This is a genomic window from Paracoccus tibetensis, assembly GCF_900102505.1.
Lineage (GTDB): Bacteria > Pseudomonadota > Alphaproteobacteria > Rhodobacterales > Rhodobacteraceae > Paracoccus > Paracoccus tibetensis.
Map to the genome: position 1 here is coordinate 189,958 of NZ_FMVT01000003.1, position 24,870 is coordinate 214,827.

A 24,870-nucleotide genomic window follows, 5' to 3' on the forward strand; every position below is an offset into this window, starting at 1 on the left:
ACCGGCACGATGGCGCGGCCGCAGCCCGTGGCCGAGCCGGACGGCTACCGGGGCGAGCCCTACCGCGCCCCGGTCCCGGCCACGCTGGCGGGCGCGCGGGTGATCGACGCGTCCGAGGCGATCCGCCTCCATGCCGCGGGCGCCGCCGTCTTCCTGGACATCCTGCCCCGGAAGGCGCGACCCGAGGGTTTGCCCGCGGACACCGTCTGGCGCGAGCCTCGGCACGAATCGATCCCCGGCGCGCTGTGGCTGTGGAACACCGGCTACCAGCGCCTCGCGCCCGAGGAGGAGGCGCGGCTGCGCGCCGGCCTGCGCCAGGTCCGCCGCGACTTCCCCGGCCTGCCGGTGATCTTCTTCTGCCGCAGCGACTGCTGGATGAGTTGGAACGCCGCCAAGCGCGCCGTCGAATGGGGCGAGCTGGACGTGATCTGGTTTCCCGGCGGCATCGAGGCTTGGGAAGAGGCCGACGGCCCGCCCCTCGTCACCGTGACTGCCTTCGACCCGTGAACTGCCCGAACGCGCGCGGCCCCGCCGGCATCGCCAGCTCGGCCCTCGGCTCCAGCGTCACGGCGTCGATGATCGTGAGCGTGTCGCTGTCCCAGTTGGCCACCGCCACGCCGCTGTCGTCGGGCAGGGCGGCGATACCCTCGGGGTAACCGCCAAGATCGACCTCGCCCAACAGGTCAAGACTTGCCGCATCGAAGATGGTGACGCTGCCGCCATACTGGTTGGTCACGAAGCCCTTTCCGCCGGCGAAGGCCACGGCATAGGGATGGCTGCCGGTCGGCAGGCTGCCCGTCAGCGTGCCGAGTGCCGGATCGATGCGAGAGACGCGGTTGCCCTGCACATCCGCCGTCCACAGCGCCCCTGCCGCAAAGGTGATCCCGAAGGGATGCGCGCCGGCCGTCGCCACGCGGTGCAGAAGACGCCCGCCCGCCATGTCGAAGATGCTGACCGCATCGGAGTCTCGGTCGGCGGTGGCGACCAGCCCTGCCGCCGCATCCACCGCCACGCCGGCCGGGGCCGCGCCGGTCTCGGCCTGCCAGACCTCGCTCAGGTCCGGTGCCAGCCGCAGCAGCCGGCCGCCGAACCAGTCGGTGACGAACACGCCGCCATCCCCGGTCGCGGCCAGACCGAAGGCACCTTCGCCCAAGGCACGCTCGGCCAGCGGCGCGAGGTCTTCCCCCAAGACATGCAGATGCCCGGTATCGGCCGCGATCACGAAGATGCGCCCATGCCCTGGGTCATAGGCGACCGGGGCCGGAGCGCCGGGAATATCCGCCTCCGCGATCACCTCGAGCGTCGAGAGGTCCACGAGGCTCAGGCGGTCGGCCGTCTGCGAGGTCACTGCCGCAAGATCCTGCGCCAGGGCCGGGGCCGCCAGCAGCAGCAAGCCGGCCGAGGCGCCGCGGAACAGCTTACTCCACGCGACCAAATCGTTCGGCCAGCGCGTCGATCCCCGCTTGGTAGATGCCGTTCACCGCCGCCACCGCGGCGTCGTCGTTCAGCTCGGCCGGGGGGTCGTTGTTCGGAAAGCCCCGATAGAAGCCGCCGCGCCAGACGAACTCGGCCCGGCCGTCATTGTCCTTGACCTGCATGGTCGAGGAGTAGTTCGTGACCGGGATCACCGCCACGTCGACCTCGGTGATCATGTAGCGCAGGGTCATCTTCTCGTCGTCGCGGCCGAGGAGAACCTCGGTGATGGTCGGATCGCCCTCTGCGGCCAGGGTCAGCACGCGGGTGGATTCCTCAGGAACGTCCGCCGGCGCGCCTTCGGGCTCCATCCGGGTGGCGGCGATGGCGGGGTGCCAGCTCATGTCGTCGAAGCGGCCGACGACCTCCCAGACCTCGGCCGGCGTCGCGTCGAGGATCACCGACATCTCGGCCTTCTGGCGCGAGGGGCCATGCGCCATCGCGGCACCGGCCAGCAACACCGTCGCGCCGAGCGCCGCGGCTAGAACCTGTCTCATCATACTGTGTCAGTCCTCCCGGAAGATAATGTTGCGCAGCAGGTAGCTGTAGCCGCGCTGGTAGGCCTCGTCGGTGTTGCCCCGCACGTCCACGGCCCCGGCGCGCAGCTGCCGCCCCGTTTCGGCCTCGCGGATGTAGAGGTTCACCGACTGGATCAGGTTTGACACCTTCTGCACCTCGCCCGAGATGGCGTAGTCGCTGCCCATCTCGGCCGCGATCTTGCTGTCGGCGCCGTTGGAATGCACCGGGTTCCTGATCCGCGCGACCCGCTCTGCGTCGGGCTCGCGCAGATCGAAGCCGCGTTCGGTCAGGGCAGCGGCGATGTACTCCTCGATCATCTCGATCCGCGCCGTCTCGTCCGCGCGCAGGCCGTTGATCGCGCCCTCGGTCGAGGTGTCGATGTAGTGGATGCCGAACCATGTCGCGCTGCCGGGCGGGGGCGGGGCGTCCGCCCCTGCGGGGCCGGCCAGTGCGGAACCGACGAGCAGGGCGATGGCGATCAGGTTGCGTCTCATGGCTCGACCATGCGCCGGTGCGGCAGGGTCGTCTATCAGACAAAGGGTTTAGCCAAATCTTCCCGCCCGCACCGGGAACAAAAACAGGCTTTACGGCGCGGCGGCCAGCGCCTCAAAATGCAGCAGGGAGATGAGGACATGCGGTTGAAATTCATCCAGCTTCTGGCAGGCGCGGCGCTTCTGGCCCTTCCCGCCCACGCCCAGCAGCCCGAGCCGGTGCAGATCCCGGCCGCCGTGCTGCGCGTGGACGAGACGCGCCTGCCGCCCCTGTCGCGCCTTGACCTGCCGCCGCCCGATCTGGGCTTCGCCGGCGCGCGGCTGGCCATGGACGACAACGACACGACCGGGCGCTTCATGGGCCAGGACTTCGAGGCGATCGAGGTTACCGCCACCCCGGACACCGCCGCCGCCGAGATGCAGGCGATCCTCGATCAGGGGATCGAGTTCATCGTGCTGCTGGCCGACGACGCGACGACGCTGGCCCTGTCCGATCAGGCCGGGGCCGGGGTGATGGTCTTCAACGCCGGCGCACGGGGCGACAACCTGCGCGGCGCCGACTGCCGCTTCAACATGATCCATGTCGCGCCCAGCCACGCGATGCTGACCGACGCGATGGCGCAGTTCCTGATGTGGAAGAGCTGGCCGCGCTGGTTCCTGATCCATGGCAGCCACCCCGAGGACCAAGCGCTGGCCGACGCCTGGCGCCGCGCCGCCGCCAAGTTCGGCGCCCGCATCGTGGAAGAGCGCGAGTTCGAGGATACCGGCGGCGCCCGCCGCACCGATTCGGGCCATGTGCAGGTGCAGGCGCAGATGCCGGTCTTCACGCAGCGCGCGTCCGAGCATGACGTGGTCATCGCCGCCGACGAGGCGGACGTCTTCGCCAACCATCTGCCCTACCTGACCTGGGATCCGCGCCCCGTCGCGGGCTCGGCCGGGCTGGTGCCGCGCAGCTGGCACCCGGCGATGGAGGCCTGGGGCGGCACGCAGTTTCAGAACCGCTTCGAGCGCCTGGCGAACCGGCAGATGCGCGAGGAGGACTACCAGGTCTGGCTGTCCCTGCGCATGGTGGGCGAGGCCGCGACCCGCACCCAGTCCGGCGATCCCGAGGTGCTGAAAGAGTTCATCCTCTCGCCCGAGTTCGACGTCGCCGGCTTCAAGGGCCAGGCGCTGACGGTGCGGGACTGGGACCACCAGCTGCGCCAGCCGATCCTGCTGACGACGGGGGCGCTGACCACTTCGGTCAGCCCGCAGGACCAGTATCTGCACCAGACCAGCGCGCTCGACACCCTGGGCTTCGACCGCCCCGAGACCCAGTGCCGGTTCTGACGAGCCATATTTTCAAGAGGACGCCATGAAGCACCTGTTCTGTTCCGCCGCCCTTGCGCTGACGCTTCTGCCCGGCGTCGCCCTGGCCAACCGCGTCTTCATCACCAACGAGCGCAGCAACGACGTGACCGTGCTGGACGGCGAAAGCTTCGAGGTCATCGGCACCTATCCCGTCGGCAACCGCCCCCGCGGCATCACCATCAGCCCCGACGGCTCCGAGCTTTACGTCTGCGCCTCGGACGACGACATCGTGCGCGTCTTCGACCCCGAGACCATGCAGGAGATGCACACGCTGCCCTCCGGCCCCGATCCCGAGCTGTTCGTCCTGCACCCGTCGGGCAACCCGCTCTACATCGCGAACGAGGACGACAACCTTGTGACCGTGGTGGACGTGCAGACGCGGCAGGTGCTGGCAGAGATCCCCGTGGGCGTCGAGCCCGAGGGGATGGGCGTCAGCCCCGACGGCCGCTACGTCGTCAACACCTCCGAGACGACGAACATGGCGCATTTCATCGACACCGAGACTTACGAGATCGTCGCCAACGTCCTCGTGGACAGCCGCCCGCGCTTCGCGCAGTTCACGGCCGATGGCAGCAAGCTCTACGTCACCTCCGAGATCGGCGGCACGGTCAGCGTGATCGACCCCGAGACCTACGAGATCACCAAGAAGATCAGCTTCGAGATCCCCGGCGTGCTGCCCGAGGCGATCCAGCCCGTCGGCGCGCGCGTGACCTCGGACGGCAAGAAGCTCTACGTCGCGCTCGGGCCGTCGAACCGCGTGGCGGTGGTGGATGCCGAGACGGACGAGGTGATCGATTACCTGCTGGTCGGCCAGCGGGTCTGGCAGCTCGCCTTCACGCCCGATGAGCGGTATCTCTACACCACGAACGGCAATTCGAACGACGTTTCAATCATCGACGTCCAGCGGGACGAGGTGATCCGCTCGGTGCCGGTCGGCCAGCAGCCTTGGGGCGTCGTCGTCGCGCCGGACTGAGCAGAACTTCAAGGGAGGACAAGATGAACATTCTGGCGAGACTGATGACCGGGGCCGCGCTGGGCCTGATCCTGGCGGCACCCGTCGCCGCCCCCGCCGCCGCGCAGGACGCGCCTGCGGCCGAGACGCCCGAAGCCGGCGCCGCCGACAGCACCGCGCCCGACGCCGCGGCTCCGACGACCGAAGAGGACGAGGATGGCGGCGACGACGAGGCCGAGGAGGGTGCGGCCGAAGGCGAGGGCGGCACCTACCAGGCCTCGGGCATGTTCGACTACGGCTTTCCCGGCATCATGAACCGCGAGAACCGCACCGACCTGGCGCCCCTGCGCCTCTCGTCGGGTCAGCCGGTGGCGGGCGGCGAATACACGCTGAAATCGGGCGGCTACTATCGGATCGAGATCGAGGCCGACGGCACGCAGGAGCTGTCGCTGTCGGGCGGCGACTTCTTCCGCGCCGTCTGGATCAACGAGATCGTCATCAACGACATCGAGATCCGCCCGATGGGCGTGCACAGCATCGAGTTCGACGCCGCCGGCAGCGCCCGCATCAGCTTCGTTGCAATCCTGCCGGGGCGCTATACGCTGTCGGTGCCCGGCTCGACCGGAGAGACCATGCAGGCAGTGTTCAACATCCAATGACCGACGACTCCGCCGCGCTGGCCATCTCGGGTGTCAGCCACGACTTCGGCAGCGTCAGGGCGCTGGACGATGTCTCGCTGACCGTGCCGCGCGGCGGGTTCACGGCGCTTCTGGGCGTGAACGGGGCGGGCAAGACCACGCTCTTCTCGCTGATCACGCGGCTCTACAACAACCGCTCGGGGACGATTCGCGTCGGCGGCTTCGACCTGCGCCGGCAGCCCTCCGAGGCGCTGGCCAGGCTGGGCGTCGTCTTCCAGAGCCGCGCGATGGATGCCGACCTGACCATCCGCCAGAACCTCGAATACCATGCCAGCCTGCACGGCATCGCCCGCCGCGCCGCCAAGCTGCGGATCGCGCAGGTGCTGGAGGATGTCGACCTGGCCGACCGGGCCGAGGCGCGCGTTTCGGCCCTGTCGGGCGGGCAGTCCCGCCGTGCCGAGATCGCGCGGGCGCTGATCCACAGCCCCGAGCTGCTGCTGCTGGACGAGGCGACGGTGGGCCTCGACGTGAAGTCCCGCGCCGAGGTGCTGGCGCTGACGCGGCGGCTGATCGCGGGGCACGGCGTCTCGGCACTCTGGGCGACGCATATCATGGACGAGATCGAGCCGGTCGACGATCTGGTGATCCTGCATCGCGGCCGCGTCCTGCGGGCCGGCCGCGCGGCCGAGATCGCCGGCGGGGCGGGGCTGACGCAGTCCTTCCTCGACATGACCGGGCTCGCCGCATGAGCGCTCCCCTGGCCGCTGCCCCCACCACCCGCGCGCGGGGCTGGCTGATCGCCTTTTCCGGCATCGCCCGGCGCGAGACGCTGCGCTTTGTTCATCAGCGCGGGCGCTTCCTTGCCGCGCTGGTCCGCCCGCTGGTCTGGCTGTTCATCTTCGCGGCGGGGTTCCGTGCGGTGCTGGGCCTGTCGATCACGCCGCCCTACCAGACCTATGTCCTCTACGAGGTCTATGTCACGCCCGGCCTTGTCGCGATGATCCAGCTCTTCAACGGGATGCAGTCCTCGCTGTCGATGGTCTACGACCGCGAGACAGGGGCGATGCGGACGCTGCTGGTCAGCCCCTTCCCGCGCTGGTTCCTGCTGGGATCGAAGCTGATCGCGGGGGTGATCGTGTCGATCATCCAAGTCTACACCTTCCTCGCCATCGCCTGGTTCTGGGGCATCCGGCCGCCCGTGTGGGGCTATGTCACCGTGATCCCCGCGCTGGTCCTGTCGGGGCTGATGTTGGGCGCGATGGGGCTGTTTCTCTCCAGCGCCATCCGGCAGCTCGAGAACTTCGCCGGGGTCATGAACTTCGTCATCTTCCCGATGTTCTTCGCCTCTTCCGCGCTCTATCCGCTGTGGCGGATGCGCGAAAGCTCGCCCCTGCTCTACGACATCTGCCGCTTCAACCCCTTCACCCACGCCGTCGAGCTGATCCGCTTCGCCCTCTACATGCAGATGAACTGGGGGGCGCTGGTCGTGGTGATTGGCTGCCTCGCGGCCTTCTTCGGCGCGGCGGTCTTCATGTACGATCCCCAGAAGGGCCTCTGGGCCCGCCGCAAAGGAGGCCCCGCATGATCCGTGCCGCAGTTCTGGCGCTTGCGATGGCCGGTCCCGCCTTCGGCGCGGCCGGCACCGATCCGGACTGGCCCTGCATCCAGCGCCAGCAGCCGAACCTGTCGCTTGGGCAGGTCTGGTCCGGCCCACCGCCCGACGAGGCCGCCGAGAGCCTGTCGCGCGATCGCGCCATCACCCTTCTGGCCGAGCGGATCGAGCAGCGGCGGATGCCGATGGACGAGGCCGAGGCCGAGATCGCGGCCTTCGCCGCCGAGGCCGAGCCCGCGCAGCTGGTCGCGCTGATGCTGGCGACCTTCCGCCGGATCGAGCAGGACCGCAGCGCCCTGATGGGCGGCATCTCGCGCTACGGCCGCTCGCAGGTGGCGCTGGCCACGCGGATCGAGGAGCGCCGGGCGCGGATGGAGGAGATGGAGGCCGCCGAGGCCCCCGATTTCGAAGCCATCGACGCCGAGGAGGCGGCGCTGGACTGGGACCAGCGCATCTTCACCGAGCGCCAGCAGCAGCTGACCTATGTCTGCGAGACGCCGGTGATCCTCGAGCAGCGCATCTTCGCCCTGGGCCGCGCCATCCAGGCGCATCTCGACTAGGGCTGCGCGAGGCGAACGATCTCGGGATGGGGCCGGTCCAGCCGCTCGGCCATGCCATCCGCGATGGCCATCTCCAGCAGCCGGCCGAAGACCGGCGCATCGCCGCCATAGTCGGGCGCCTTGCGCCGCCACTTGCGCAGCAGCACGGGCACCAGCAGCCGGAACCACGGGCCCGCCGCGACGCGATAGGCGATCAGCGCATTGCGATACATGTAATAGACCTTCCAGAGCGGGCGCAGCACGACGCCCTTCCGGCCCTGCAGCGCCGTCGTCTCATGCTCGAACCGGATCTGCGGCGCGAAACCGATGCGCAGGCCGGCCAGCCGCATCCGCAGCGTGTAGAGCTGGTCGTCCCCGTAGATGAAGAGCCGCGGGTCGGGCAGCCCGGCCCTGATCAAGGCCGCGCGCGACAGGAACAGGCCGACGAAGCTGCTCATGTCCACCTCGCGCACCGGCGCGTGGCCCGCATAGGCGCGGTCGGCGAGGTGGAAGCCCTTGCGGCCCTGGCCGAGGGGCATCCGCGCCAGCGTCGACAGGAACTCGGGCAGGCGCCAGAACGGGTTGCGGTAGGGGCGGTTCATCTCGCAGATCCGGCCGTCGGGGTGGAAGACTGCGGCGCCGATGGCGTCCCAGCCCTGCGGGTCCATCCTGCGGAAGGCGGACAGCGCCCCTTCGGCGGGCCGGCCGTCATCATCCATGACGACGATCCAGTCGGCGTCCGTCAGATCGCGCGCAAGCTGCATCCCGAGCGAGAAGCCGCCGGCGCCCCCGACATTCGCCCGCGTGCGATGCACCAGCAGCCGGGGATCGTCCAGCGTTGCCAGCCAGCCGGCCGTCATGTCGCGCGTCGCGTTGTCGATCACGATCAGGGTCGCGATCGGCTCGGCCAGAAGCCGCTCGACCGTCAGGCGCAGCTGCGCGACCCGGTCATGGGTGACGACGACCGCCGTGATCTTCGGAGGTTTCCTCGGCATTCCGTCGCCTTCACAAGCTGCCGCTGCGGCCGTCGCTGTTAACATGTTGCCCAAAGCGAAGGCAACCGGCGCACGGCCTTCTGCGCGACGGGCTGACAAGCCCCGCGCCGCGACCTACAAGACAAGGGAATTGTGGCGAGGATGGTTCATGCAGATCGAGACGACTAGGCTTCCGGGTGTGCTGGTCCTGACACCGGCCCGCTTCGGCGACGCGCGCGGCTTCTTTTCGGAAAGCTGGAACCGGCGCACGCTGGAGAAGGCGGGGCTGGACCTGCCGGAATTCGTGCAGGACAACCACTCGATTTCGCACAAGACCGGCACGCTGAGGGGGCTGCACTACCAGTCGCCGCCCCATGCGCAGGGCAAGCTTGTGCGCTGCGGGCGCGGCAGTCTGTTCGACGTCGCGGTGGATGCGCGCCTCGGCAGCCCGACCTACGGCCAGTGGTTCGGCACCGAGCTGAGCTTCGAGAACGGCCGCCAGCTCTGGGTGCCCGCCGGCTGCCTGCACGGCTTCGTCACGCGCGAGCCGGACACCGAGGTGGTCTACAAGTGCACGGACTTCTTCGACGCAGGCTCGGACGGGGCGGTCCGGTGGGACAGCCTGGGGATCGAATGGGGCGTGGACGAGCCCGTCCTGTCGGACAAGGACAGCCGCGCTCCGGCCTTCGCCGACTGGACCTCGCCCTTCCGGTGGGAGAGCGCATGACCTTCCCCTTCGGCGGGGCAGGGGCCACGGCCGCGCCGCAGGACATCCCACCCGTCGAAGCCGATATCCGCGAGCTGCGCGCCATCTACGAGCGCATCTTCCCGACCCGGCACCTGCGCTACGTCCTCAGGATCGGGACGCAGCACCACGGGCCGAAGGTCCAGCTCCACGAGGGCGAGGTGGATCTTGCGCCGGGCGATCTGGGGCCGGACTTCCTCGGCGTGATCGAGCGGCCGGCATTCGGCAGCGATCCGCGCATCGTGACGATCATCGCCGCGCTTCCCCGTCCGCCCCGGCCCGGACAGCCGGGGCCGGCCGAACGCCCCTGGAAGCCCATCGCTCGCCTCGGCTGGCTGTTCCGCGCCAGCCCGATGGCCTACGAGACGCTGCGCTACCACGCCGAGATGCTGCGCAAGCGCCGTCTCGAGCGCCGCGACCGCCGGAGGGCGCTGCCCTTCGGGCGCCGCGCGGCCCTGCCCGCCGCGGCAGCGCCCGCCACGCGGGACACGCGGCCCGCGATCCTCGTCGGGATGCACTGGCTGGAACTGGGCGGGGCCGAGCGGCTCGGCCTCGACTGCATCCATTGGGCGCATCGCGCGGGGCTGCGCGTCTTCGTCGTCGCCTCGGTGCCGGCGCCGCAGAGCCTCGCCGACCGGCTGCCGCAGCATCCGGGCGTCACCTTCATCCGGCTGGACCGGCACCTGCCGCACCGGCACTGGACCCGCTACGTGACCGCCCTGGCGCTGGCCGAGGACATCCGACTCGTCCACATCCATCACTGCACGCCGCTTTACGTGGCGCTGCCGACACTGCGGGCGCGGCTGCCGCATCTGCAGGTGATCGACAGCACCCATATCGTCGAATACGCGAACGGCGGCTTTCCCTGGATCTCGGGCGTCTGGACGCAGTTCATCGACCGCCACCACGTGATCAGCGCGGGCCTCGCCCGCCACCTCTCGGGCCGGTTCGGCGTCCCGCTGGAGAAGGTGCTGCTGGGCCGGATGCTGGACCGGGACGGCCCGCCGCCGCTGCCGCTACGCTTCCGGGCCGGGCAGCCCAGCCTGCATGTCGCCTTTGTCGGCCGGCTCAGCTACCAAAAGCGGCCGGTCGTCCTGGCCCATGCGCTGCGCGAGCTTGCGGCCTGGGCGCGCCGCCGGCAGGTGGCGTTCACCGCCACGGTCATCGGCGACGGCCCCTTCAACCCAGCATTCGAGACGCTCCTGGACCGCCTCGGTCTGCGCGGGCAGGTGAACCTGCTGCCACCCGAGGCCGACGTGCCCGCCATCTTGCGGCAGGCCGACATGCTGCTGCTGCCCTCGAACAACGAGGGCCTGGCGCTGGTCTGCTACGAGGCGGTGGCGCAGGGCTGCATTCCCGTCTCGACCCGTGTCGGGGCGCAGGACGAGCTGCTGCCGGACGGGCTGCTGGTCCCCCTCGCGCCGCGCGCCACCGTCCGCGGCATCACCGCCGTCATCGACCGGCTGTGGCGCGACGCGGCCTTCCTGGCCGCGCAGTCTGAAGCCCTCGCCCGCCGCCACGCGGCCCTGCGCGCCGAGCCGACCGCGGAAGAGGTGCTGATGCCGATCTATCGCCGGATCGCGGCGGCGCCGGCGACGACATGAGCGGCGCGATTGGCACGGCCGCCGTCATCGTCACCTTCAACCGCTCGGCCAAGCTGATGAAGGTGCTGGACGCGCTGGCCGTCCAGACGATGCCGCCGGACGTGATCCTGGTGGTGGACAACGCCTCGACCGACGACACGGCGGCGCTGCTGACGGCGCGGGCGGAGGGCGATCCGCGGCTGCGCCACATCCGCCTGCCGGTGAACGCGGGCGGCGCGGGCGGCTTTCACGCCGGGATGCGCGTCGCCTGCCAGATGGGGGCCGCGCATCTGTGGCTGTCGGACGACGACGCCTATCCCAGGCCGGACGCCCTCGAGCGGCTGCACGAGGCCCTTTCCCGGTTCGAGGGGGAGACCGGCCGCCGCCCCAGCTTCGCTTGCTCGCGCGTCGAATGGATCGACGGCTCGCTCTGCGAGATGAACTGCCCGCGCCCGGTCTGGGACTGGGCACGCTTCGTGCAGCCGCGGGGGGGCTGGGCGATGGTCGACAGCTGCTCGTTCGTCTCGGCGCTGGTGCCGGCCTGGGCGGTCCGCAAGCACGGCCTGCCGATCGCCGAGTATTTCATCTGGTTCGACGATGCCGAGTTCACCCGGCGCATCTCGCGCAGCCATCCCGGCATCTTCGTGCCCGAAAGCGTGGTCGTGCATGACACGCCGGAGAATCGCGGGGTGAATTACGGCCTCGTCGACGACGCGAGCCTGTGGAAGTTCGTCTACGGGGCGCGCAACGAGGCCTCGTTTCGGCGGCGCGAGGCGGGGCTGATCAGCGTGCTGGCCTTCGCCTATGGCGCGCGCGGCCAGATGCGCCGCCACCGCGTGCCGGCGCGACTGCGCCGCAGGATCTACGGCGCCATCCTGCGCGGCTTGTGGTTCCGACCGAAGATCGTGCGGCTCTGATGTCTGCTCGCCCTGTTCGGCAGAACCCGCCGGGTCAGTCGATCAGGGCCGAGGGCGCGGTCCAGGGGCGCAGCTCCGCCTCGATCCAGGTGCCGTGGGCGGCGTTCGGAAAGACGATCCAGTCCTGCCCGAAGCGCCCGGCATGTTCCTCGGCCAGGCTGTGCTGGTCCTCCAGCGCGGCGCCGGCGAAGGCGCCGTGGAAGTCGTGCAGCGTGTCGCCTAGGTGCAGGATGATGCGGTGATCCCGCTCGACGGCGGCGCGGCGCTCGGCCTTGGGCGGGCCGAAGAGCAGCACCTGCGCGGCCGCCACCTGCGGCAGGCCGAGGCGCGAGAGCGTGGCGATGGTCGCCAGCTTGTTCTCCTCGAATCTGTCCGAGACGTAGAAGATCGTGACGCCAAGCCGGTCGGCCAGCGCGAAGAACTCGGCCGCGCCGGGGATGAGGTGGGGATCGCCCTCGCGCTCCCACAGCTTCCAGGTCTCGAGGCTGTCGGTCCCGTGGCCGTTATGGACGGCGAAGGCCATCACCGCGCTGTTGTCGAGGATCGTCTCGTCGATGTCGCTGACGACGGCCAGCCCTGCGCCGCCGCCCGCCTCGCGCACCGCCGCCTCCAGCCGCAGGGTCGCCAGCGCGTAGCATTGCCGCTGCAGCGCGCGCACCTCGGCCGAGGCCTGCTGGTAGCGCACGGCGATGGTGTGGTCGTGTGGGGTTCTTGCGGGGGTGCGGGTCATGAAGCCTCCTGTCGCGCGGCCGGCAGGCTAGGCCGGCCGCGCGGGAAGGTCAAATCACGCGGCGGCGGCGGCGGCCGGCGCGGGCATCCGCAGCGGCGCCTCGCGCACGGGCAGGTGGATCAGCGCGCTGAAGGCGCCGACGCCGACCCCGATCCACCAGACCAGCAGGTAGTCGCCCGACACGTCATAGAGCCAGCCGCCCAGCCAGACGCCGAGGAAGCTGCCGATCTGGTGGCTCAGGAACACGAAGCCATAGAGCGTGCCCATGTAGCGCAGCCCGTAGATATAGGCGACGAGGCCCGAGGTCAGCGGCACCGTCGCCAGCCACAGCGCGCCCATGACCAGCGAGAACACGATGACGCTCGCCGGGGTGATCGGGTTCAGGATGAAGGCCGCGGCGGCGATGGTCCGCAGCGTGTAGATCCCCGCAAGCAGGTATTTCTTGGTATAGCGCTTGCCCAGCCAGCCGGCAAAGATCGCCCCGCCGATGTTCGCCAGCCCGATCAGCGAGATCGCGACCGCCCCAAGCGCCGAGGTCGTGGTGATCCCGAGGCCTGCCAGCATCCCGCCCGGCTCGATCGGGCCGCACATCTCGGTGATCATGGCGGGGAAGTGGGCGGTGATGAAGCCGAGCTGATAGCCGCAGGAGAAGAAGCCCGCGAAGATCATCAGGTAGGACGGATCGCGGAAGGCGCGCTTCAGCACCGTGCCCATGCTGGCCTCCAGCGTCGCGGGGCTGGCGGGACGGCCGCTGCCCAGCATCGGCAGGAAGAACATCGTGCTCAGCACGATCACGCCGAAGATGATGAAGACCGACTGCCAGTGATAGAAGGCCAAGAGGATCTCGGCCAGCGGCGCGCCGAAGACCTGGCCCGCCGAGCCCGCGGCGGTGGCGATTCCGAGCGCGAGCGAGCGGTTCTCGTCGCTCGCGGCGCGGCCCACGACGGCCAGGATCACCCCGAAGCCGGTGCCGGCGATGCCGAAGCCGACCATGATCTCCAGCAGCTGGACGCCCGCCGGTGTCGTCGCGAAGGCCGTCAGGATCAGCCCCGCGCTGTAGAGCAGCGCGCCGAGGATGATCGCCCACCGGTCGCCCCACCGTTCGGCCAGCGCGCCGAAGATCGGCTGGCCGATGCCCCAGGCCAGGTTCTGGATCGCGATGGCCAGCGAGAACTCGGCCCGCGGCCAGCCGAAATCCTCGGCCACCGGGATCTGGAAGACGCCGAAACTGGCGCGGAGCGCGAAGTTGATCAGCAGGATGAGAGAGCCCCCGATCAGGACGGGGGTGAAGAGGCGCGCGTTGGCGGACATGGAAAGAGGCTCCGGATGGCTCGGAGCCTCAGCCTTGGCGCGTCGGATGCGGCCGGTCAATCACGCAATTGTATGGCCGCAATCAGCCTCAGCGGTTCAGCGCGTTCTGGATCGAGAAGCGCGAGGCCGGGATCGAGCCGCCCTTCTGCATCTCGCCCAGGATCACCGTGGTCTTCTGGCCGCTGTCGTCGGTGACGATCCACTGGCGCAGCTCGGTCGGGGCGCTGAAGACCATCTGGATGTTGCCGTTCTGCGGCCGCTGCGGGTCCTGCGCGGTGACGATGGTGGCGTTGTTCTGCTCGGTATGGTTGGTCACCATGCCGGGACGGCCGAGATTCACGTTGGCGTCCAGGATGATCGACAGCGGCGTCTGCGACAACGGGTATTGCTGCGGCCCACTGTTCGACTTGCCGTCGAAGATCGCCACGTTCCCGCCCGAGGCGAGGACCAGCGTGTTGTCGTTGTTGTACTCGAACCGCACGCGGCCCGGGCGCTGGATGTAGACCGTCCCGGTCGAGATGGTCCCGTCGGGATTCACCTGCGTGAAGGGCGAGGTGACCGTCGTCAGGCTGTTCAGGTAGCGCGAGATCTCGTTGAGTGAAATTCTCTCGGCCATTGCCGGGAAGGCCATGGCGAGGGTGAGGACGGGCGCAAGAGCGAGGGAGCGTATGTTCATGGCGCCATTCTTATCCTTCTCGGGTTTTCATGCACATCACGTCTCGAGGACGGTTGCACGGGGGAATGATCGCGCCGCCGTGACGGTTCCGACGCCATTGTTTCAGCACCGGCGCCTTGCATGGAACGTATAGGGAACCTATGTTCCGAAAATGGCGCAGCGCACCCTTCAAGAGAAGCTCGCGATCCTGTCGGACGCGGCAAAATACGACGCCTCCTGCGCCTCCAGCGGGACCACGCGGCGCGATTCGCGCTCGGGCGGGATCGGCTCGGCGGGCGGCACCGGGATCTGCCACGCCTACACGCCGGACGGGCGCTGCATCAGCCTGCTGAAGATCCTGATGACGAACTTCTGCATCTACGACTGCGCCTATTGCATCAACCGCGTCAGCAGCAACGTCGAGCGCGCGCGCTTCTCTCCCGAAGAGGTCGTGAAGCTGACGTTGGAGTTCTACCGCCGCAACATGATCGAGGGGCTGTTCCTCAGCTCGGGCATCATCAAGAGCCCCGACCAGACGATGGGCGACATGGTCCGCATCGCGCGGATGCTGCGCGTCGATCACGGCTTCAAGGGCTACATCCACCTCAAGACCATCCCCGACGCCGCCCCCGAGCTGGTGGCCGAGGCAGGGCTGCTGGCCGACCGCCTGTCGGTGAACATCGAGCTGCCGCGGGACGACTCGATCCGCCGCCTCGCGCCGGAGAAGCGCCCCGAGACGATCCGCGCCGCCATGGCCGACGTGCGTCTGGCGCAGGAGGCGTCGAAGGAGAAAACCCATACCGGCAAGCGTCCGCCGCGCTTCGCCCCCGCCGGCCAGTCCACGCAGATGATCGTCGGCGCGGACGCGACGACCGACCGGCAGATCCTGAAGACCTCGGCCAATCTCTATACCGGCTACCGGCTGCGGCGGGTTTATTACTCGGCCTTCTCGCCCATCCCCGACAGCACCGCCGCCCTGCCGCTGGTCAAGCCGCCCCTGATGCGCGAGCACCGGCTCTACCAGGCCGACTGGCTGATGCGCTTCTACGGCTTCGAGGCGGACGAGATCGGCGCCGCCCACCCCTCGGGCAATCTCGACCTCGCCATCGACCCGAAGCTTGCCTGGGCGTTGGCCAACCGCGCGCAGTTCCCGGTGGACGTGACCCGCGCCACCCGCGAGGCGCTGCTGCGCGTGCCGGGCTTCGGCACCAAGACCGTGGACCGCATCCTCGCCGCCCGCCGCAACGGCCCGGTGCGCTACGCGGACCTCCTGCGGATGGGCGCGATCATGTCCAAGGCCCAGCCCTTCGTCACGCTGCCCGACTGGCGCCCCGGCGCATTGACCGACAGCGACAGCCTGCGCGCCCGCTTCGCCCCGGCGCCCGAGCAGCTGAGTCTTTTCTGATGATCCGCGTCCCGCTGCCCCGCTTCGGCCGCTTCGACGCCTGGCGATCGGCGGCGCGGCAACTCGCCTCCTCCCGCACCGCGCCCGAAGTCGTGGCATGGCAGACGGACGACTCGGCTCCCGATCTCTTCGGCGCCGAGCCGATGCCTGCGGCCGGCGATGCGCCGGTGACGGCGACCAAGGACTTCCTCGACCTCGCCCGCCAGGTTGCCAGCCACTCCGACCCCGAGCGGTTCGCGCTGCTCTACACCGCGCTCATCCGCCTGCAGGACCAGCGCGGCTTTCTGGCCAACCCCGCCGATCCGCTCACCGACCGCCTGTCGAAGATGGCGAAGTCGGTCCGCCGCGACATCCACAAGATGCACGCCTTCGTGCGCTTCCACGAACTGCCCTCGGACGGCCTGCGCCGCAGCTTCGGCGCCTGGTTCGAGCCAGAGCACCCGATCCTCGAGGCCGGCACGCCCTTCTTCGCCAAGCGCTTCGCGGACATGGACTGGCTGATCGCCACGCCCGAGGGCATTGCCCGCTTCACCGGCGAGGCGATCAGCTACGACCCGCCGGCGCCCCGCCCGGACCTGCCGGCGGATGCCAGCCACGGCCTCTGGGCGACCTATTTCGCCAACATCTTCAACCCGGCCCGGATCAAGACCGACGCGATGCGGTCCGAGATGCCGAAGAAATACTGGAAGAACCTGCCCGAAACGCAGCTGATCCCCGACATGCTGTCGGACGCCCCTCGCCGCGTGCAGGCCATGGCCGATGCCGGCGCCTCGACCGCCCCCGCCCGCGCCGCCCGCATTACCGCCAAGATCCGTCCCATGCCCGACGACGCCACGCCCGAGACGCTGGAGCAGGCCGCCGCCCAGGCCAGCCACTGCACCCGCTGCGAGCTGTGCCATGCCGCCACCCAGACCGTCTGGGGCCAAGGCAACCCCCGGACCCCCCTGATGATCGTGGGCGAAGCCCCGGGCGATCAGGAGGACCTGCAGGGCAAGCCCTTCGTCGGCCCTGCTGGCCAGCTCCTCCGCCAGTCGATGGAGAAGGCCGGCATCGACCCGTCCCGCGCCTGGCTGACCAACGCGGTCAAGCACTTCCGCTTTACCCCGCGTGGCAAGCGCCGCATCCACCAGACGCCCGATGCCGGCCATGTCGAGGCCTGCAAGTGGTGGCTGACCCAAGAGCGCGGCTTCATCCAGCCGCGCCTCACCCTCGCCCTAGGCGCCACCGCCGCCCGCGCGCTGACCGGCAACGCCAAGCCTCTCACCCCCCGCCGCGGCGGCATCGAGCCCGCGTTCGACGGCGGCGACACCCTCATCTCCTGGCACCCCAGCCTCATCCTGCGCCTGCGCGACGATGCCAAGGAGCAGGCGCTCCACGAGCTGCAATCGGACCTTGCCCGCGCCGCCGAGATGATATCACCTATGTGAAAATATCCTGCGGGGGGAGTTGCCGCAGGCAACGGGGGGCGCAAAGCCCCCTGCGGCGTCTCAGCCGAAGACCGACCAGCCGGTGACTTCGGCCAGCCGCTCGGCCGCCAGCGTCCCCGCCAGAGAGTTGCCCCAGCCATCCAGCCCCGGCGACCAGATCCCGATCGAGGCCTTGCCCGGCGCGATCACCAGCAGCCCGCCGCCCACCCCGGACTTCGCCGGCATCCCCACCCGGAAGGCGAAATTGCCCGAGCCGTCATACTGCCCGCAGGTCATCATTAGCGCGTTGATCCGCCGCACCTTGCGCGGCGCGATCATCCGCGGCGCATCGGGCAGGCCTGCCAGGAACCGGCCGGCGCGGGCCAGCTGCACGCAGCTCATCTCGATGGCGCAGTGGTGGATATAGGTGCCGAGCGCGTGATCGGGCGGGTTCCTCAGATTGCCGTAGCTGCGCAGGTAATGGACCAGCGCGGCGTTCCGGTGTCCCGTCTCGGCCTCGGACCTTGCCACCGCCTTGTCGATATGGATCGCGTCATCCTCGGCGGCGGCGCGGATGAAGCCCAGAAGCTCGGACAGGGCCTGGCGCGGCGTGCGGCCGGTCAGCAGCTCGTCGGTGACCACCAGCGCGCCGGCATTGATGAAGGGATTGCGCGGGCGGCCCTTCTCCTGCTCCAGCAGCAGGATGGAATCGAACCGGTCGCCCGAGGGCTCGCGCCCGACGCGCAGCCACAGCTGCTCGCCGATCCGGCCGAGGACGGCGGCCAGCGAGAAGACCTTGCTGACCGACTGGATCGAGAAGCCGGTTTCCGCGTCCCCCGCCGTCAGCAGCCGCCCATCGGGCAGCGCCACGGCGATTCCGAATTGCGCCGGATCGACACGCGCCAGCTCGGGGATGTAGTCGGCCACGCTGCCCCAGTCACCGGCAAGGCGGATCTCGTGGTTCAGGCGGTCGAGGAAGTCGGCCAGCGTCTCGGTCATCATCGCCCCCGGGCTTTGCCGCCTGATGCCGCAGCGGCGCCGCTTTGGCTAGAGCGGTTGGCCCGCCAGCAGCCGCGGCATCGGCTGAACCGCAAGACCCGCCGCCTGCCGCATGAAGCCGCGGCGCAGCGCAGGCACGGCCGAAACGAGACCCATCCCCAGCCCGCGCAGCCCCGCGACCAGCGGGTTGTCCGTGCCGAAGAGCCGGTTCACCCCGTCCATCCCAAGCGCCAGCGCGGTGGCGTCGAAGCGGCGCCAGCCCTGGTAGCGCTCCAGCACCAGGCTCGTTCCGATGTCCTCGCCGCGCCGCGAGGCCTCGACCACCGCCTCGGCCAGGGCGGCGACGTCGCGCAGCCCCAGGTTCAGACCCTGGCCCGCGATGGGATGCACCCCATGCGCCGCGTCCCCGACCAGCGCGACGCGCGGGGCGGCGTAGCGGTCGGCCAGCGACAGCGACAACGGATAGGAGAAGCGCGGCCCCGCCAGCGACAGATCACCGAGGAAGTCGCCGATGCGCGGGCGAAGGACGCGCAGGAAATCCGCGTCCGGCAGCGCGGCGATGGCGGCGGCATTTGCGCGCGTCTCGGACCAGACGATGCTGCTGCGGTTGCCCGGCAGGGGCAGGATCGCCAGCGGGCCGGTGGCCATGAAATACTGATGCGCGGTGGCCTCGTGCGGCAGCGTGTGATCGATCGCCGCGACCAGCGCCGTCTGGCCGTAGTCCCAGCCCTGCCGCGTGATCCCCGCCCGCCGCGCCACGCCCGAGCCGCGCCCGTCCGCCCCCACCAGCAGCGCCGCACGCAGGCTGCGCCCGTCCGACAGGTGCACGTCAATCCCCGCCTCGTCTGGCACCTGGCCCGTGACCGCGATGCCCGGCAGATGCGTTACCGCTCCCTCCATCGCCGCCAGCAGGGCGCGATAGAGGAAGCGGTCCTCGAGCATGTGGCCGACGGGGCCTTCCTCGATCTCGGCGCTGTCGAAATGCAGGAACAGCGGGCCTGCGCCCTCGCCGGGCTGGCCCTGGCTCGCCTTGACCTGCCGGATCGGCTGCGCCTTGGGCGCCAGCCCCGGCCAGAGGTCCAGCGCCGCGAGCAGCCGCGTCGAGGCGACGGCCAGCGCATAGGCCCGCCCGTCGAAGCCGTCCTCGGCACGCGCCTCGGCGGGGCGGGGGTCCACCACGGCGATGCGCAGCCCCGCGCCGGCCAGCGCAAGCGCCAGAACCGGGCCGTTCAGCCCGCCTCCCGCGATGACGACGTCGAAATCCTGGCTCATGCGTCCGTTCCATCATGCGCCGCCGCCGGAGTCCATGCGGCACCGTCGCCCTCGGCCGCCAGAACGCCGGCGAGGCCGGTGCGATAGTCGGGGTAGAGCAGGCTCACGCCCAGCTCGGTCTTGATCCGGTCGTTCCGCACGCGCTTGCTGTCGGCGTAGAAGGACCGCGCCATGGGCGACATCTTCGGCGCCGCGTCCTCGAAGGGCACGGCCGGCGGGACCGGCAGGCCCAGAAGATGCGCGGCGTGCTCGAGCACGTCCTGCGGCGGGGCGGGATCGTCGTCGCAGAGGTTGTAGATCCCGAGCGGCTGCGGCTGGTCGATCGAGGCCTTCAGCACCTGCGCGATGTCCTCGACGTGGATGCGCGAGAACACCTGGCCGGGCTTGACGATCCGCCGCGCGGTGCCGGCGCGCAGCTTTGCGAAGGGGCCGCGGCCCGGCCCGTAGATGCCGGCGAGGCGGAAGATGTGCAGCGGCAGGCCATGCGCCTTTGCCAGAGCCTGCCACGCCGCCTCGGCCCGGACGCGGGCCTGCCCGCGGGGGCCCGAGCCGTCCAGCTCGCTCTCCTCGTCCACCCAGCCCCCCTGCCGGTCGCCATAGACGCCGGTGGTGGAGAGATAGCCGAGCCAACGCAGCTTGGCCTGCGGCAGATCCTCGGCAAAGGCGGCCAGAACCGGATCACCCGCCTCGGTCGGGGCGGCCGAGACAAGCACGGCCTCCGCGCGGGCCAGCGCCGCGCGCACCTCGTCCTCCTGCCCGGGCCAGAGCAGGGGTGTGGCGCCGGTGGCGGCGACGCGGGCCGTGTCCTCGCGCGTGGTGCCGGTGACGCGCCAGCCGGCCGCGGTCAGCAGCGGGGTGAGATGGCCGGCCGAATAGCCGTGACCGAAAACAAGCATTTCCATGACGGCAACCTAGCCGCGCCCCCGGCCGGGCGCCAGACGCTTGCCTGCCGCAGGCCGGGCTGGCAGTTTCGCGGCAACGAGAAGGACATCGCCATGACAACCGACCCCCGTTTCCTGCCCGTCCGCACGCCCGAGCCCGCCGAGCGCAGCCAGTTCACCGATGCCAAGGCCGCCGTCGCCCGCTTGCGCGAGCTTTACGAGCACGCGACCACCTTCCTGCTCGACCGCTTCAAGGAAACGCTCGGCGGCGCCGAGCCGACCGCCCGCTTCCGCGCCTTCTACCCCGAGGTGCGGCTGACCGTGCCCAGCCACACCAAGTTCGATTCGCGCCTGTCCTTCGGCCATGTCGTCGCGCCCGGCAGCTACGCGGCCACGATCACGCGGCCGGACCTGTTCGGCAACTACCTGACCGAGCAGCTGGGCCTGCTGATCCGCAACCACGGCGTGCCGATCACCATCGGCAGCAGCGACACGCCGATGCCGGTCCATTTCGCCGTGGCGGCGCAGAGCGATCTGGCCGTCCCGCAGGAGGGCGTGCTGGGCTTCTCGCTGCGCGACGTCTTCGACGTGCCGGACCTCAACACGGTGAACGACGACATCGTCAACGGCGTGGCAGGGGCGATGCCCGACGGCAGCCACCACCTTGCGCCCTTCACGGCGCAGCGGATCGACTATTCGCTGGCGCGGCTCGCCCATTACACCGCCACGGCGGCCGAGCATTTCCAGAACTTCGTCCTTTTCACCAACTACCAGTTCTACGTGGACGAGTTCGAGGCCTATGCCCGCCGCGCCCTGGCCGACCCGGCCTTGGGCTACACGGGCTTCGTGGCGCCCGGCAACCAGGAGATCACCGACCCCGAGGCGCCGGTCGCCGTGCTGCCCAAGATGCCGCAGATGCCGACCTACCACCTCAAGCGGCCGAACGGGCAGGGGATCACGCTGGTCAATATCGGCGTCGGTCCCTCGAACGCGAAGACGGCGACCGACCACATCGCGGTGCTGCGCCCCCATGCCTGGCTGATGGTCGGGCATTGCGCGGGCCTGAGGAACAGCCAGTCGCTCGGCGATTTCGTCCTGGCCCATGCCTACCTGCGCGAGGATCACGTCCTCGACGACGACCTGCCGGTCTGGGTGCCCATCCCGGCCCTGGCCGAGGTGCAGGTGGCGCTGCAAGAGGCCGTGGCCGAGGTCACGCAGCTCGAGGGATTCGAGCTGAAGCGCATCATGCGGACTGGGACCGTCGCCACCATCGACAACCGCAACTGGGAGTTGCGCGACCAGTCCGGCCCCGTCCACCGCCTGTCGCTGTCGCGCGCGGTGGCGCTGGACATGGAAAGCGCGACGATTGCCGCCAACGGCTTCCGCTTCCGCGTCCCCTACGGCACGCTGCTCTGCGTCAGCGACAAGCCGCTGCACGGAGAGCTGAAGCTGCCCGGCATGGCGACGGATTTCTACCGCACCCAGGTGGCCAGCCACCTGCTGATCGGAATCCGTGCGATGGAGAAGCTGCGCGACATGCCGCTGGAAAGGATTCACTCGCGCAAGTTGCGTTCGTTCACGGAAACTGCCTTCCTGTGACCACTGCCGCACGGACGCGCAGCTTTTCGCGTCTTCCGCGAAAAATGCTTGATCTGCCCGTCAAAACCGTGTGTAGCAGGCGATATGCCGCAAAAGGCGCTAAGTTTGGGCCCCGGTGAACGGGGCAAGAGGAGACAGACCATGGCTACGGCTTCTGCCAAACCGATGACCAAGACCCAGCTCGTCGCGACGCTGGCCGAGGAAATGGGATCGGACAAGAAATCGGCTGCGGCCGCTCTGGACGCGCTGGTGTCGGTCGTGACCCGCGAAGTCGCCGGCGGCGGTGCCGTCACGCTGCCGGGCATCGGCAAGATCGCCTGCCGCGCGCGTCCCGAGCGTCAGGTCCGCAACCCGCAGACGCAGGAAATGATGACCAAACCGGCCGACAAGCAGGTCAAGGTCACCATCGCCAAGGCGCTGAAGGACAGCGTCAACAGCTGATCCGTCCGCCAGCGATGCCGGAACAGGCCGCACCCTCGGGTGCGGCCTTTCTCTTTGCGCTTCACCCTCCCGTGAGGCTCTGCTAGCCCTTCCTGCATCATCTGCAACGGGGGCAGGCACATGGACATCCGCGCGATCCTGATGGGGCTGGCCTTCGCGGTGATGTGGGCCTCGGCCTTCACCTCGACCCGGATGATCGTGACCGAAGCGCCGCCGCTGCTGTCGCTGGCCTTGCGCTTCGCCCTGTCGGGGGCGGTCGGCATCCTCATCGCGCTGATCATGGGCGAGACCTGGCGCGCCCTGACGCGCGGGCAGTGGCGGGCGGTCGTGATCCTGGGCCTGTGCCAGAACGCGCTCTATCTTGGCCTCAACTGGATGGCGATGCAGTGGATCGAGGCCGGGCTCGCCTCGATCATCGCCGCGACGATGCCGCTTCTGGTGGCGCTTCTGGGCTGGATGCTGATGGGCGAGCGGCTGCGGCGGATGGGGGTCATCGGCCTTCTTCTGGGCGTCACCGGCGTCGCCGTCATCATGGGCGCGCGGCTGCAGGGCGGCAGCGACCTGACGGGCGTTCTCATGTGCTTCGCGGCCGCCCTCGCGCTGGCCGTCGCCACGCTGACCGTGCGCGGCGCCAGTTCGGGCGGCAACGTGATGATGGTCGTCGGCCTGCAGATGCTGGTGGGCGCGCTGACGCTCGGCCTCATCGCGCCCTTCTTCGAGACTTGGGACGTGATCTACACGCCGCGCCTCGTCGGCGCCTTCCTCTATACGGTTATCGTGCCGGGGCTGGCCGCCACCTGGGTCTGGTTCCTGCTGGTCGGGCGCATCGGCGCGGTGCGGGCGGCGACGTTCCACTTCCTGACGCCCTTCTTCGGCGTCGCGGTCGCCGCCCTCCTGCTGAACGAGTCGATCGGCCTTGGCGACGTGATCGGCGTCGCGATCATCATGGCGGGCATCCTGATGGTGCAGCTGTCCAAGGCCCCGCCGGTCAAGCGCCCGCCGCCCAGCTGATCCGGGCCAGCTAGGCCATCTTCTCGGCGCAGCGGGCGCACCAGTCGCGGATCGCCGGCGTGTTGGGCGCCTGGTCCCCGAACCACAGGAACGGCCCCGCGCAGAGGATGTCGGCGGCCGAGAACCCGTCGCCCAGCAGGAACGGCCCCTCGGCCAGCGCCGCGTCCAGCTGCGCCAGCATCGTCGGCGTGTCGCGCAGGCTGGCCTCGATCGCCGGATGCGCCAGCTTCGCCCAATCGAGGATCATCACCGGCTCCATGACGCCCTGATAGTAGAACAGCCACGACAGATAGCGCCCCCGCTGCGGATGCCCGACCGGCCGCCCAAGAGCCGAGCCATGCCGGTCCGTCAGCCACAGCATGATGGCCCCGCGCTCGCGGATATGGTCCTCGCGATCGACGAGATAGGGCACCTTGCCCTCGGGATGCGGGTTCTGCGCATCGCGCCCGCCGCTGCCGTCCTGGCGCGGGATCGACACCTCGCGGATGTCGTAGTGATCGGTGACGCCCATCATCCGGATCAGCGTCAACACGCTGTCCGAGCGGCTGTTGGGAGCGTGGTAGAGTGTCGGCATCTCTTGCCTCCTGTGTTCGACCGGATCAGCATGCACCCACCCTGCTGACAGAATGAGGCAGCATGTCCCGCACCGACCGGCTGATGCGCCTGATGGACAGCCTGCGCCGCCTGCCGCCCCCCGTGACCGCCGCCCGGCTGGCCGAGGACAGCGGCGTCTCGCGCCGGCAACTCTATCGCGACATCGCAACGCTCCGCGCGGGCGGGGCGCTGATCGATGGCGAGGCCGGGGTCGGCTACCGCCTGACCGAGGACCCGGCGCTGCCGCCGCAAAGCTTCTCGCGCCTCGAGATCGAGGCTCTGCGCCTGTCGATCGAGGCGCTGGCCGGCATCGGCGACGCGGCGCTGGTGGCGGCGGGGCAGGGCGCGCTGGCCCGCATCGTCGCGACCCTGCCCGAGCGGCAGGCCCAGCAGGCCCATCACGCGATCCTGCGCGCCTTCACCCTGCCGCCCGTCCGCGAGGCGCCGCAGGTCGATCTGGCGACGCTGCGTGCCGCCTGCTGGGACGAGGCCGAGCTGCGCATCGGATATCTGGACTTGCAGGACCGCCGCACCACCCGCACGATCTGGCCGCTCGCCCTCTCCTACACCGAGCGCAGCCTGATGCTGCTGGCCCATTGCCGCCTCAGGATGGACTTCCGAGTGTTTCACGTGACACGTCTGATCGGGGCCGAGCGGACCGGCGCCAGCTTCCGCCCCCGCCGCGTGCCCCTGGTGCGCGATTACGCCGAGGCGCGGCAGCGGGAACGACAACCTGCGGGCTGCGTTGATTTTCGCTGATTGTTCACCATCTT

General features: G+C 69.8%; 27 protein-coding genes. 16 read left to right on the top strand and 11 right to left on the bottom strand.

Going from position 1 to position 24,870, the window contains the following annotated elements:
- Window positions 1-9 precede the first annotated feature (9 nt).
- Window positions 10-507, top strand: a complete 498-nt coding sequence (locus BLP73_RS05385; protein WP_090741434.1) for a rhodanese-like domain-containing protein — start codon at window positions 10-12, stop codon at window positions 505-507.
- Here BLP73_RS05385 and BLP73_RS05390 read toward each other — a convergent pair.
- Genes BLP73_RS05390 through BLP73_RS05400 form a run of 3 tightly spaced genes read right to left on the bottom strand, consistent with a single transcriptional unit; the run spans window position 482 to window position 2,486 of the window.
- Complete coding sequence (locus BLP73_RS05390) at window positions 482-1,435, bottom strand: YncE family protein (RefSeq protein ID WP_090741077.1); 954 nt, start codon at window positions 1,433-1,435, stop codon at window positions 482-484. The genes BLP73_RS05385 and BLP73_RS05390 overlap by 26 nt on opposite strands.
- Window positions 1,419-1,970 (bottom strand): SRPBCC family protein, encoded by a 552-nt coding sequence (locus BLP73_RS05395; protein ID WP_090741436.1) that lies wholly within the window; start codon window positions 1,968-1,970, stop codon window positions 1,419-1,421. The genes BLP73_RS05390 and BLP73_RS05395 overlap by 17 nt, the downstream gene beginning before the upstream one ends.
- A gap of 9 nt (window positions 1,971-1,979) precedes the next feature.
- Window positions 1,980-2,486, bottom strand: a complete 507-nt coding sequence (locus tag BLP73_RS05400) for a DUF3280 domain-containing protein (RefSeq protein ID WP_090741079.1) — start codon at window positions 2,484-2,486, stop codon at window positions 1,980-1,982.
- Between the two features lie 138 nt (window positions 2,487-2,624).
- Between BLP73_RS05400 and BLP73_RS05405 the strand changes: the two genes are divergently transcribed.
- From BLP73_RS05405 to BLP73_RS05430, 6 genes are read left to right on the top strand one after another with little or no spacing between them, the layout of a single operon-like run.
- On the top strand, window positions 2,625-3,812 hold the full coding sequence (locus BLP73_RS05405; protein ID WP_090741081.1) for an ABC transporter substrate-binding protein: 1,188 nt from the start codon (window positions 2,625-2,627) through the stop codon (window positions 3,810-3,812).
- A gap of 25 nt (window positions 3,813-3,837) precedes the next feature.
- Window positions 3,838-4,806 carry a YVTN family beta-propeller repeat protein gene (locus BLP73_RS05410; protein ID WP_090741083.1) on the top strand — a complete coding sequence of 323 codons (969 nt, stop codon included), beginning with the start codon at window positions 3,838-3,840 and terminating at the stop codon, window positions 4,804-4,806.
- A 23-nt stretch (window positions 4,807-4,829) separates the two neighbouring features.
- Window positions 4,830-5,444, top strand: a complete 615-nt coding sequence (locus tag BLP73_RS05415; RefSeq protein WP_245686558.1) for a cupredoxin domain-containing protein — start codon at window positions 4,830-4,832, stop codon at window positions 5,442-5,444.
- Window positions 5,441-6,172 (top strand): ABC transporter ATP-binding protein, encoded by a 732-nt coding sequence (locus BLP73_RS05420; protein WP_090741085.1) that lies wholly within the window; start codon window positions 5,441-5,443, stop codon window positions 6,170-6,172. Before BLP73_RS05415 ends, BLP73_RS05420 begins: the two co-directional genes overlap by 4 nt.
- Window positions 6,169-7,008, top strand: coding sequence for an ABC transporter permease (locus tag BLP73_RS05425; RefSeq protein ID WP_090741087.1), 840 nt, complete (start codon window positions 6,169-6,171; stop codon window positions 7,006-7,008). The genes BLP73_RS05420 and BLP73_RS05425 overlap by 4 nt, the downstream gene beginning before the upstream one ends.
- A complete protein-coding gene (locus tag BLP73_RS05430) occupies window positions 7,005-7,595 on the top strand; it encodes a hypothetical protein (RefSeq protein ID WP_090741089.1) in 591 nt (196 codons plus the stop codon). The genes BLP73_RS05425 and BLP73_RS05430 overlap by 4 nt, the downstream gene beginning before the upstream one ends.
- On the opposite strand, the gene BLP73_RS05435 is transcribed toward BLP73_RS05430, so the two are convergent.
- Entirely contained in the window at window positions 7,592-8,569 is a 978-nt protein-coding gene (locus tag BLP73_RS05435) for a glycosyltransferase (protein WP_090741090.1), read from the bottom strand. The two genes, BLP73_RS05430 and BLP73_RS05435, sit on opposite strands and share 4 nt — an antisense overlap.
- Window positions 8,570-8,717: 148 nt before the next feature.
- Between BLP73_RS05435 and rfbC the strand changes: the two genes are divergently transcribed.
- Genes rfbC through BLP73_RS05450 form a run of 3 tightly spaced genes read left to right on the top strand, consistent with a single transcriptional unit; the run spans window position 8,718 to window position 11,793 of the window.
- Window positions 8,718-9,275 (top strand): dTDP-4-dehydrorhamnose 3,5-epimerase, encoded by a 558-nt coding sequence (rfbC, locus tag BLP73_RS05440; protein ID WP_090741091.1) that lies wholly within the window; start codon window positions 8,718-8,720, stop codon window positions 9,273-9,275.
- A complete protein-coding gene (locus BLP73_RS05445) occupies window positions 9,272-10,897 on the top strand; it encodes a glycosyltransferase (protein ID WP_175453246.1) in 1,626 nt (541 codons plus the stop codon). The genes rfbC and BLP73_RS05445 overlap by 4 nt, the downstream gene beginning before the upstream one ends.
- A complete protein-coding gene (locus BLP73_RS05450) occupies window positions 10,894-11,793 on the top strand; it encodes a glycosyltransferase family 2 protein (RefSeq protein WP_090741094.1) in 900 nt (299 codons plus the stop codon). Before BLP73_RS05445 ends, BLP73_RS05450 begins: the two co-directional genes overlap by 4 nt.
- A gap of 34 nt (window positions 11,794-11,827) precedes the next feature.
- Here the strand turns inward: BLP73_RS05450 and BLP73_RS05455 are convergent, their stop codons facing one another.
- From BLP73_RS05455 to BLP73_RS05465, 3 genes are all read right to left on the bottom strand, one after another.
- Window positions 11,828-12,523, bottom strand: a complete 696-nt coding sequence (locus tag BLP73_RS05455; protein ID WP_090741096.1) for a 5'-nucleotidase, lipoprotein e(P4) family — start codon at window positions 12,521-12,523, stop codon at window positions 11,828-11,830.
- Between the two features lie 54 nt (window positions 12,524-12,577).
- Window positions 12,578-13,834, bottom strand: a complete 1,257-nt coding sequence (locus BLP73_RS05460) for an MFS transporter (protein WP_090741098.1) — start codon at window positions 13,832-13,834, stop codon at window positions 12,578-12,580.
- A gap of 88 nt (window positions 13,835-13,922) precedes the next feature.
- Window positions 13,923-14,510, bottom strand: coding sequence for a LolA family protein (locus tag BLP73_RS05465; RefSeq protein WP_090741101.1), 588 nt, complete (start codon window positions 14,508-14,510; stop codon window positions 13,923-13,925).
- Window positions 14,511-14,661: 151 nt separating this feature from the next.
- On the opposite strand from BLP73_RS05465, the gene BLP73_RS05470 reads away from it, so the two are divergent.
- Window positions 14,662-15,894, top strand: coding sequence for a putative DNA modification/repair radical SAM protein (locus BLP73_RS05470; protein WP_090741103.1), 1,233 nt, complete (start codon window positions 14,662-14,664; stop codon window positions 15,892-15,894).
- A complete protein-coding gene (locus BLP73_RS05475) occupies window positions 15,894-17,321 on the top strand; it encodes a UdgX family uracil-DNA binding protein (RefSeq protein WP_090741106.1) in 1,428 nt (475 codons plus the stop codon). The genes BLP73_RS05470 and BLP73_RS05475 overlap by 1 nt, the downstream gene beginning before the upstream one ends.
- A gap of 60 nt (window positions 17,322-17,381) precedes the next feature.
- Here the strand turns inward: BLP73_RS05475 and BLP73_RS05480 are convergent, their stop codons facing one another.
- The 3 genes from BLP73_RS05480 to BLP73_RS05490 are packed head-to-tail and all read right to left on the bottom strand — an operon-like array spanning window position 17,382 to window position 20,473.
- Window positions 17,382-18,299 (bottom strand): glutaminase, encoded by a 918-nt coding sequence (locus BLP73_RS05480; protein ID WP_090741440.1) that lies wholly within the window; start codon window positions 18,297-18,299, stop codon window positions 17,382-17,384.
- Between the two features lie 48 nt (window positions 18,300-18,347).
- On the bottom strand, window positions 18,348-19,571 hold the full coding sequence (locus BLP73_RS05485) for an FAD-dependent monooxygenase (protein ID WP_090741108.1): 1,224 nt from the start codon (window positions 19,569-19,571) through the stop codon (window positions 18,348-18,350).
- A complete protein-coding gene (locus BLP73_RS05490; RefSeq protein WP_090741110.1) occupies window positions 19,568-20,473 on the bottom strand; it encodes an SDR family oxidoreductase in 906 nt (301 codons plus the stop codon). Before BLP73_RS05490 ends, BLP73_RS05485 begins: the two co-directional genes overlap by 4 nt.
- Window positions 20,474-20,566: 93 nt before the next feature.
- Between BLP73_RS05490 and BLP73_RS05495 the strand changes: the two genes are divergently transcribed.
- The 3 genes from BLP73_RS05495 (at window position 20,567) to BLP73_RS05505 (ending at window position 23,503) form a co-directional block, all read left to right on the top strand.
- Window positions 20,567-22,051, top strand: coding sequence for an AMP nucleosidase (locus tag BLP73_RS05495; protein WP_090741443.1), 1,485 nt, complete (start codon window positions 20,567-20,569; stop codon window positions 22,049-22,051).
- A 141-nt stretch (window positions 22,052-22,192) separates the two neighbouring features.
- Window positions 22,193-22,492: an HU family DNA-binding protein gene (locus BLP73_RS05500; protein ID WP_090741112.1), complete on the top strand. Its 300-nt coding sequence runs from the start codon at window positions 22,193-22,195 to the stop codon at window positions 22,490-22,492.
- A 120-nt stretch (window positions 22,493-22,612) separates the two neighbouring features.
- Window positions 22,613-23,503 (top strand): DMT family transporter, encoded by an 891-nt coding sequence (locus BLP73_RS05505; RefSeq protein WP_090741114.1) that lies wholly within the window; start codon window positions 22,613-22,615, stop codon window positions 23,501-23,503.
- A 10-nt stretch (window positions 23,504-23,513) separates the two neighbouring features.
- Here BLP73_RS05505 and BLP73_RS05510 read toward each other — a convergent pair whose 3' ends face one another.
- Complete coding sequence (locus BLP73_RS05510; RefSeq protein ID WP_090741116.1) at window positions 23,514-24,077, bottom strand: glutathione S-transferase family protein; 564 nt, start codon at window positions 24,075-24,077, stop codon at window positions 23,514-23,516.
- Between the two features lie 62 nt (window positions 24,078-24,139).
- Here BLP73_RS05510 and BLP73_RS05515 point away from each other — a divergent pair, with 62 nt between their 5' ends.
- Window positions 24,140-24,856, top strand: coding sequence for a helix-turn-helix transcriptional regulator (locus BLP73_RS05515; RefSeq protein ID WP_090741118.1), 717 nt, complete (start codon window positions 24,140-24,142; stop codon window positions 24,854-24,856).
- The last annotated feature ends 14 nt before the right edge of the window (window positions 24,857-24,870 follow it).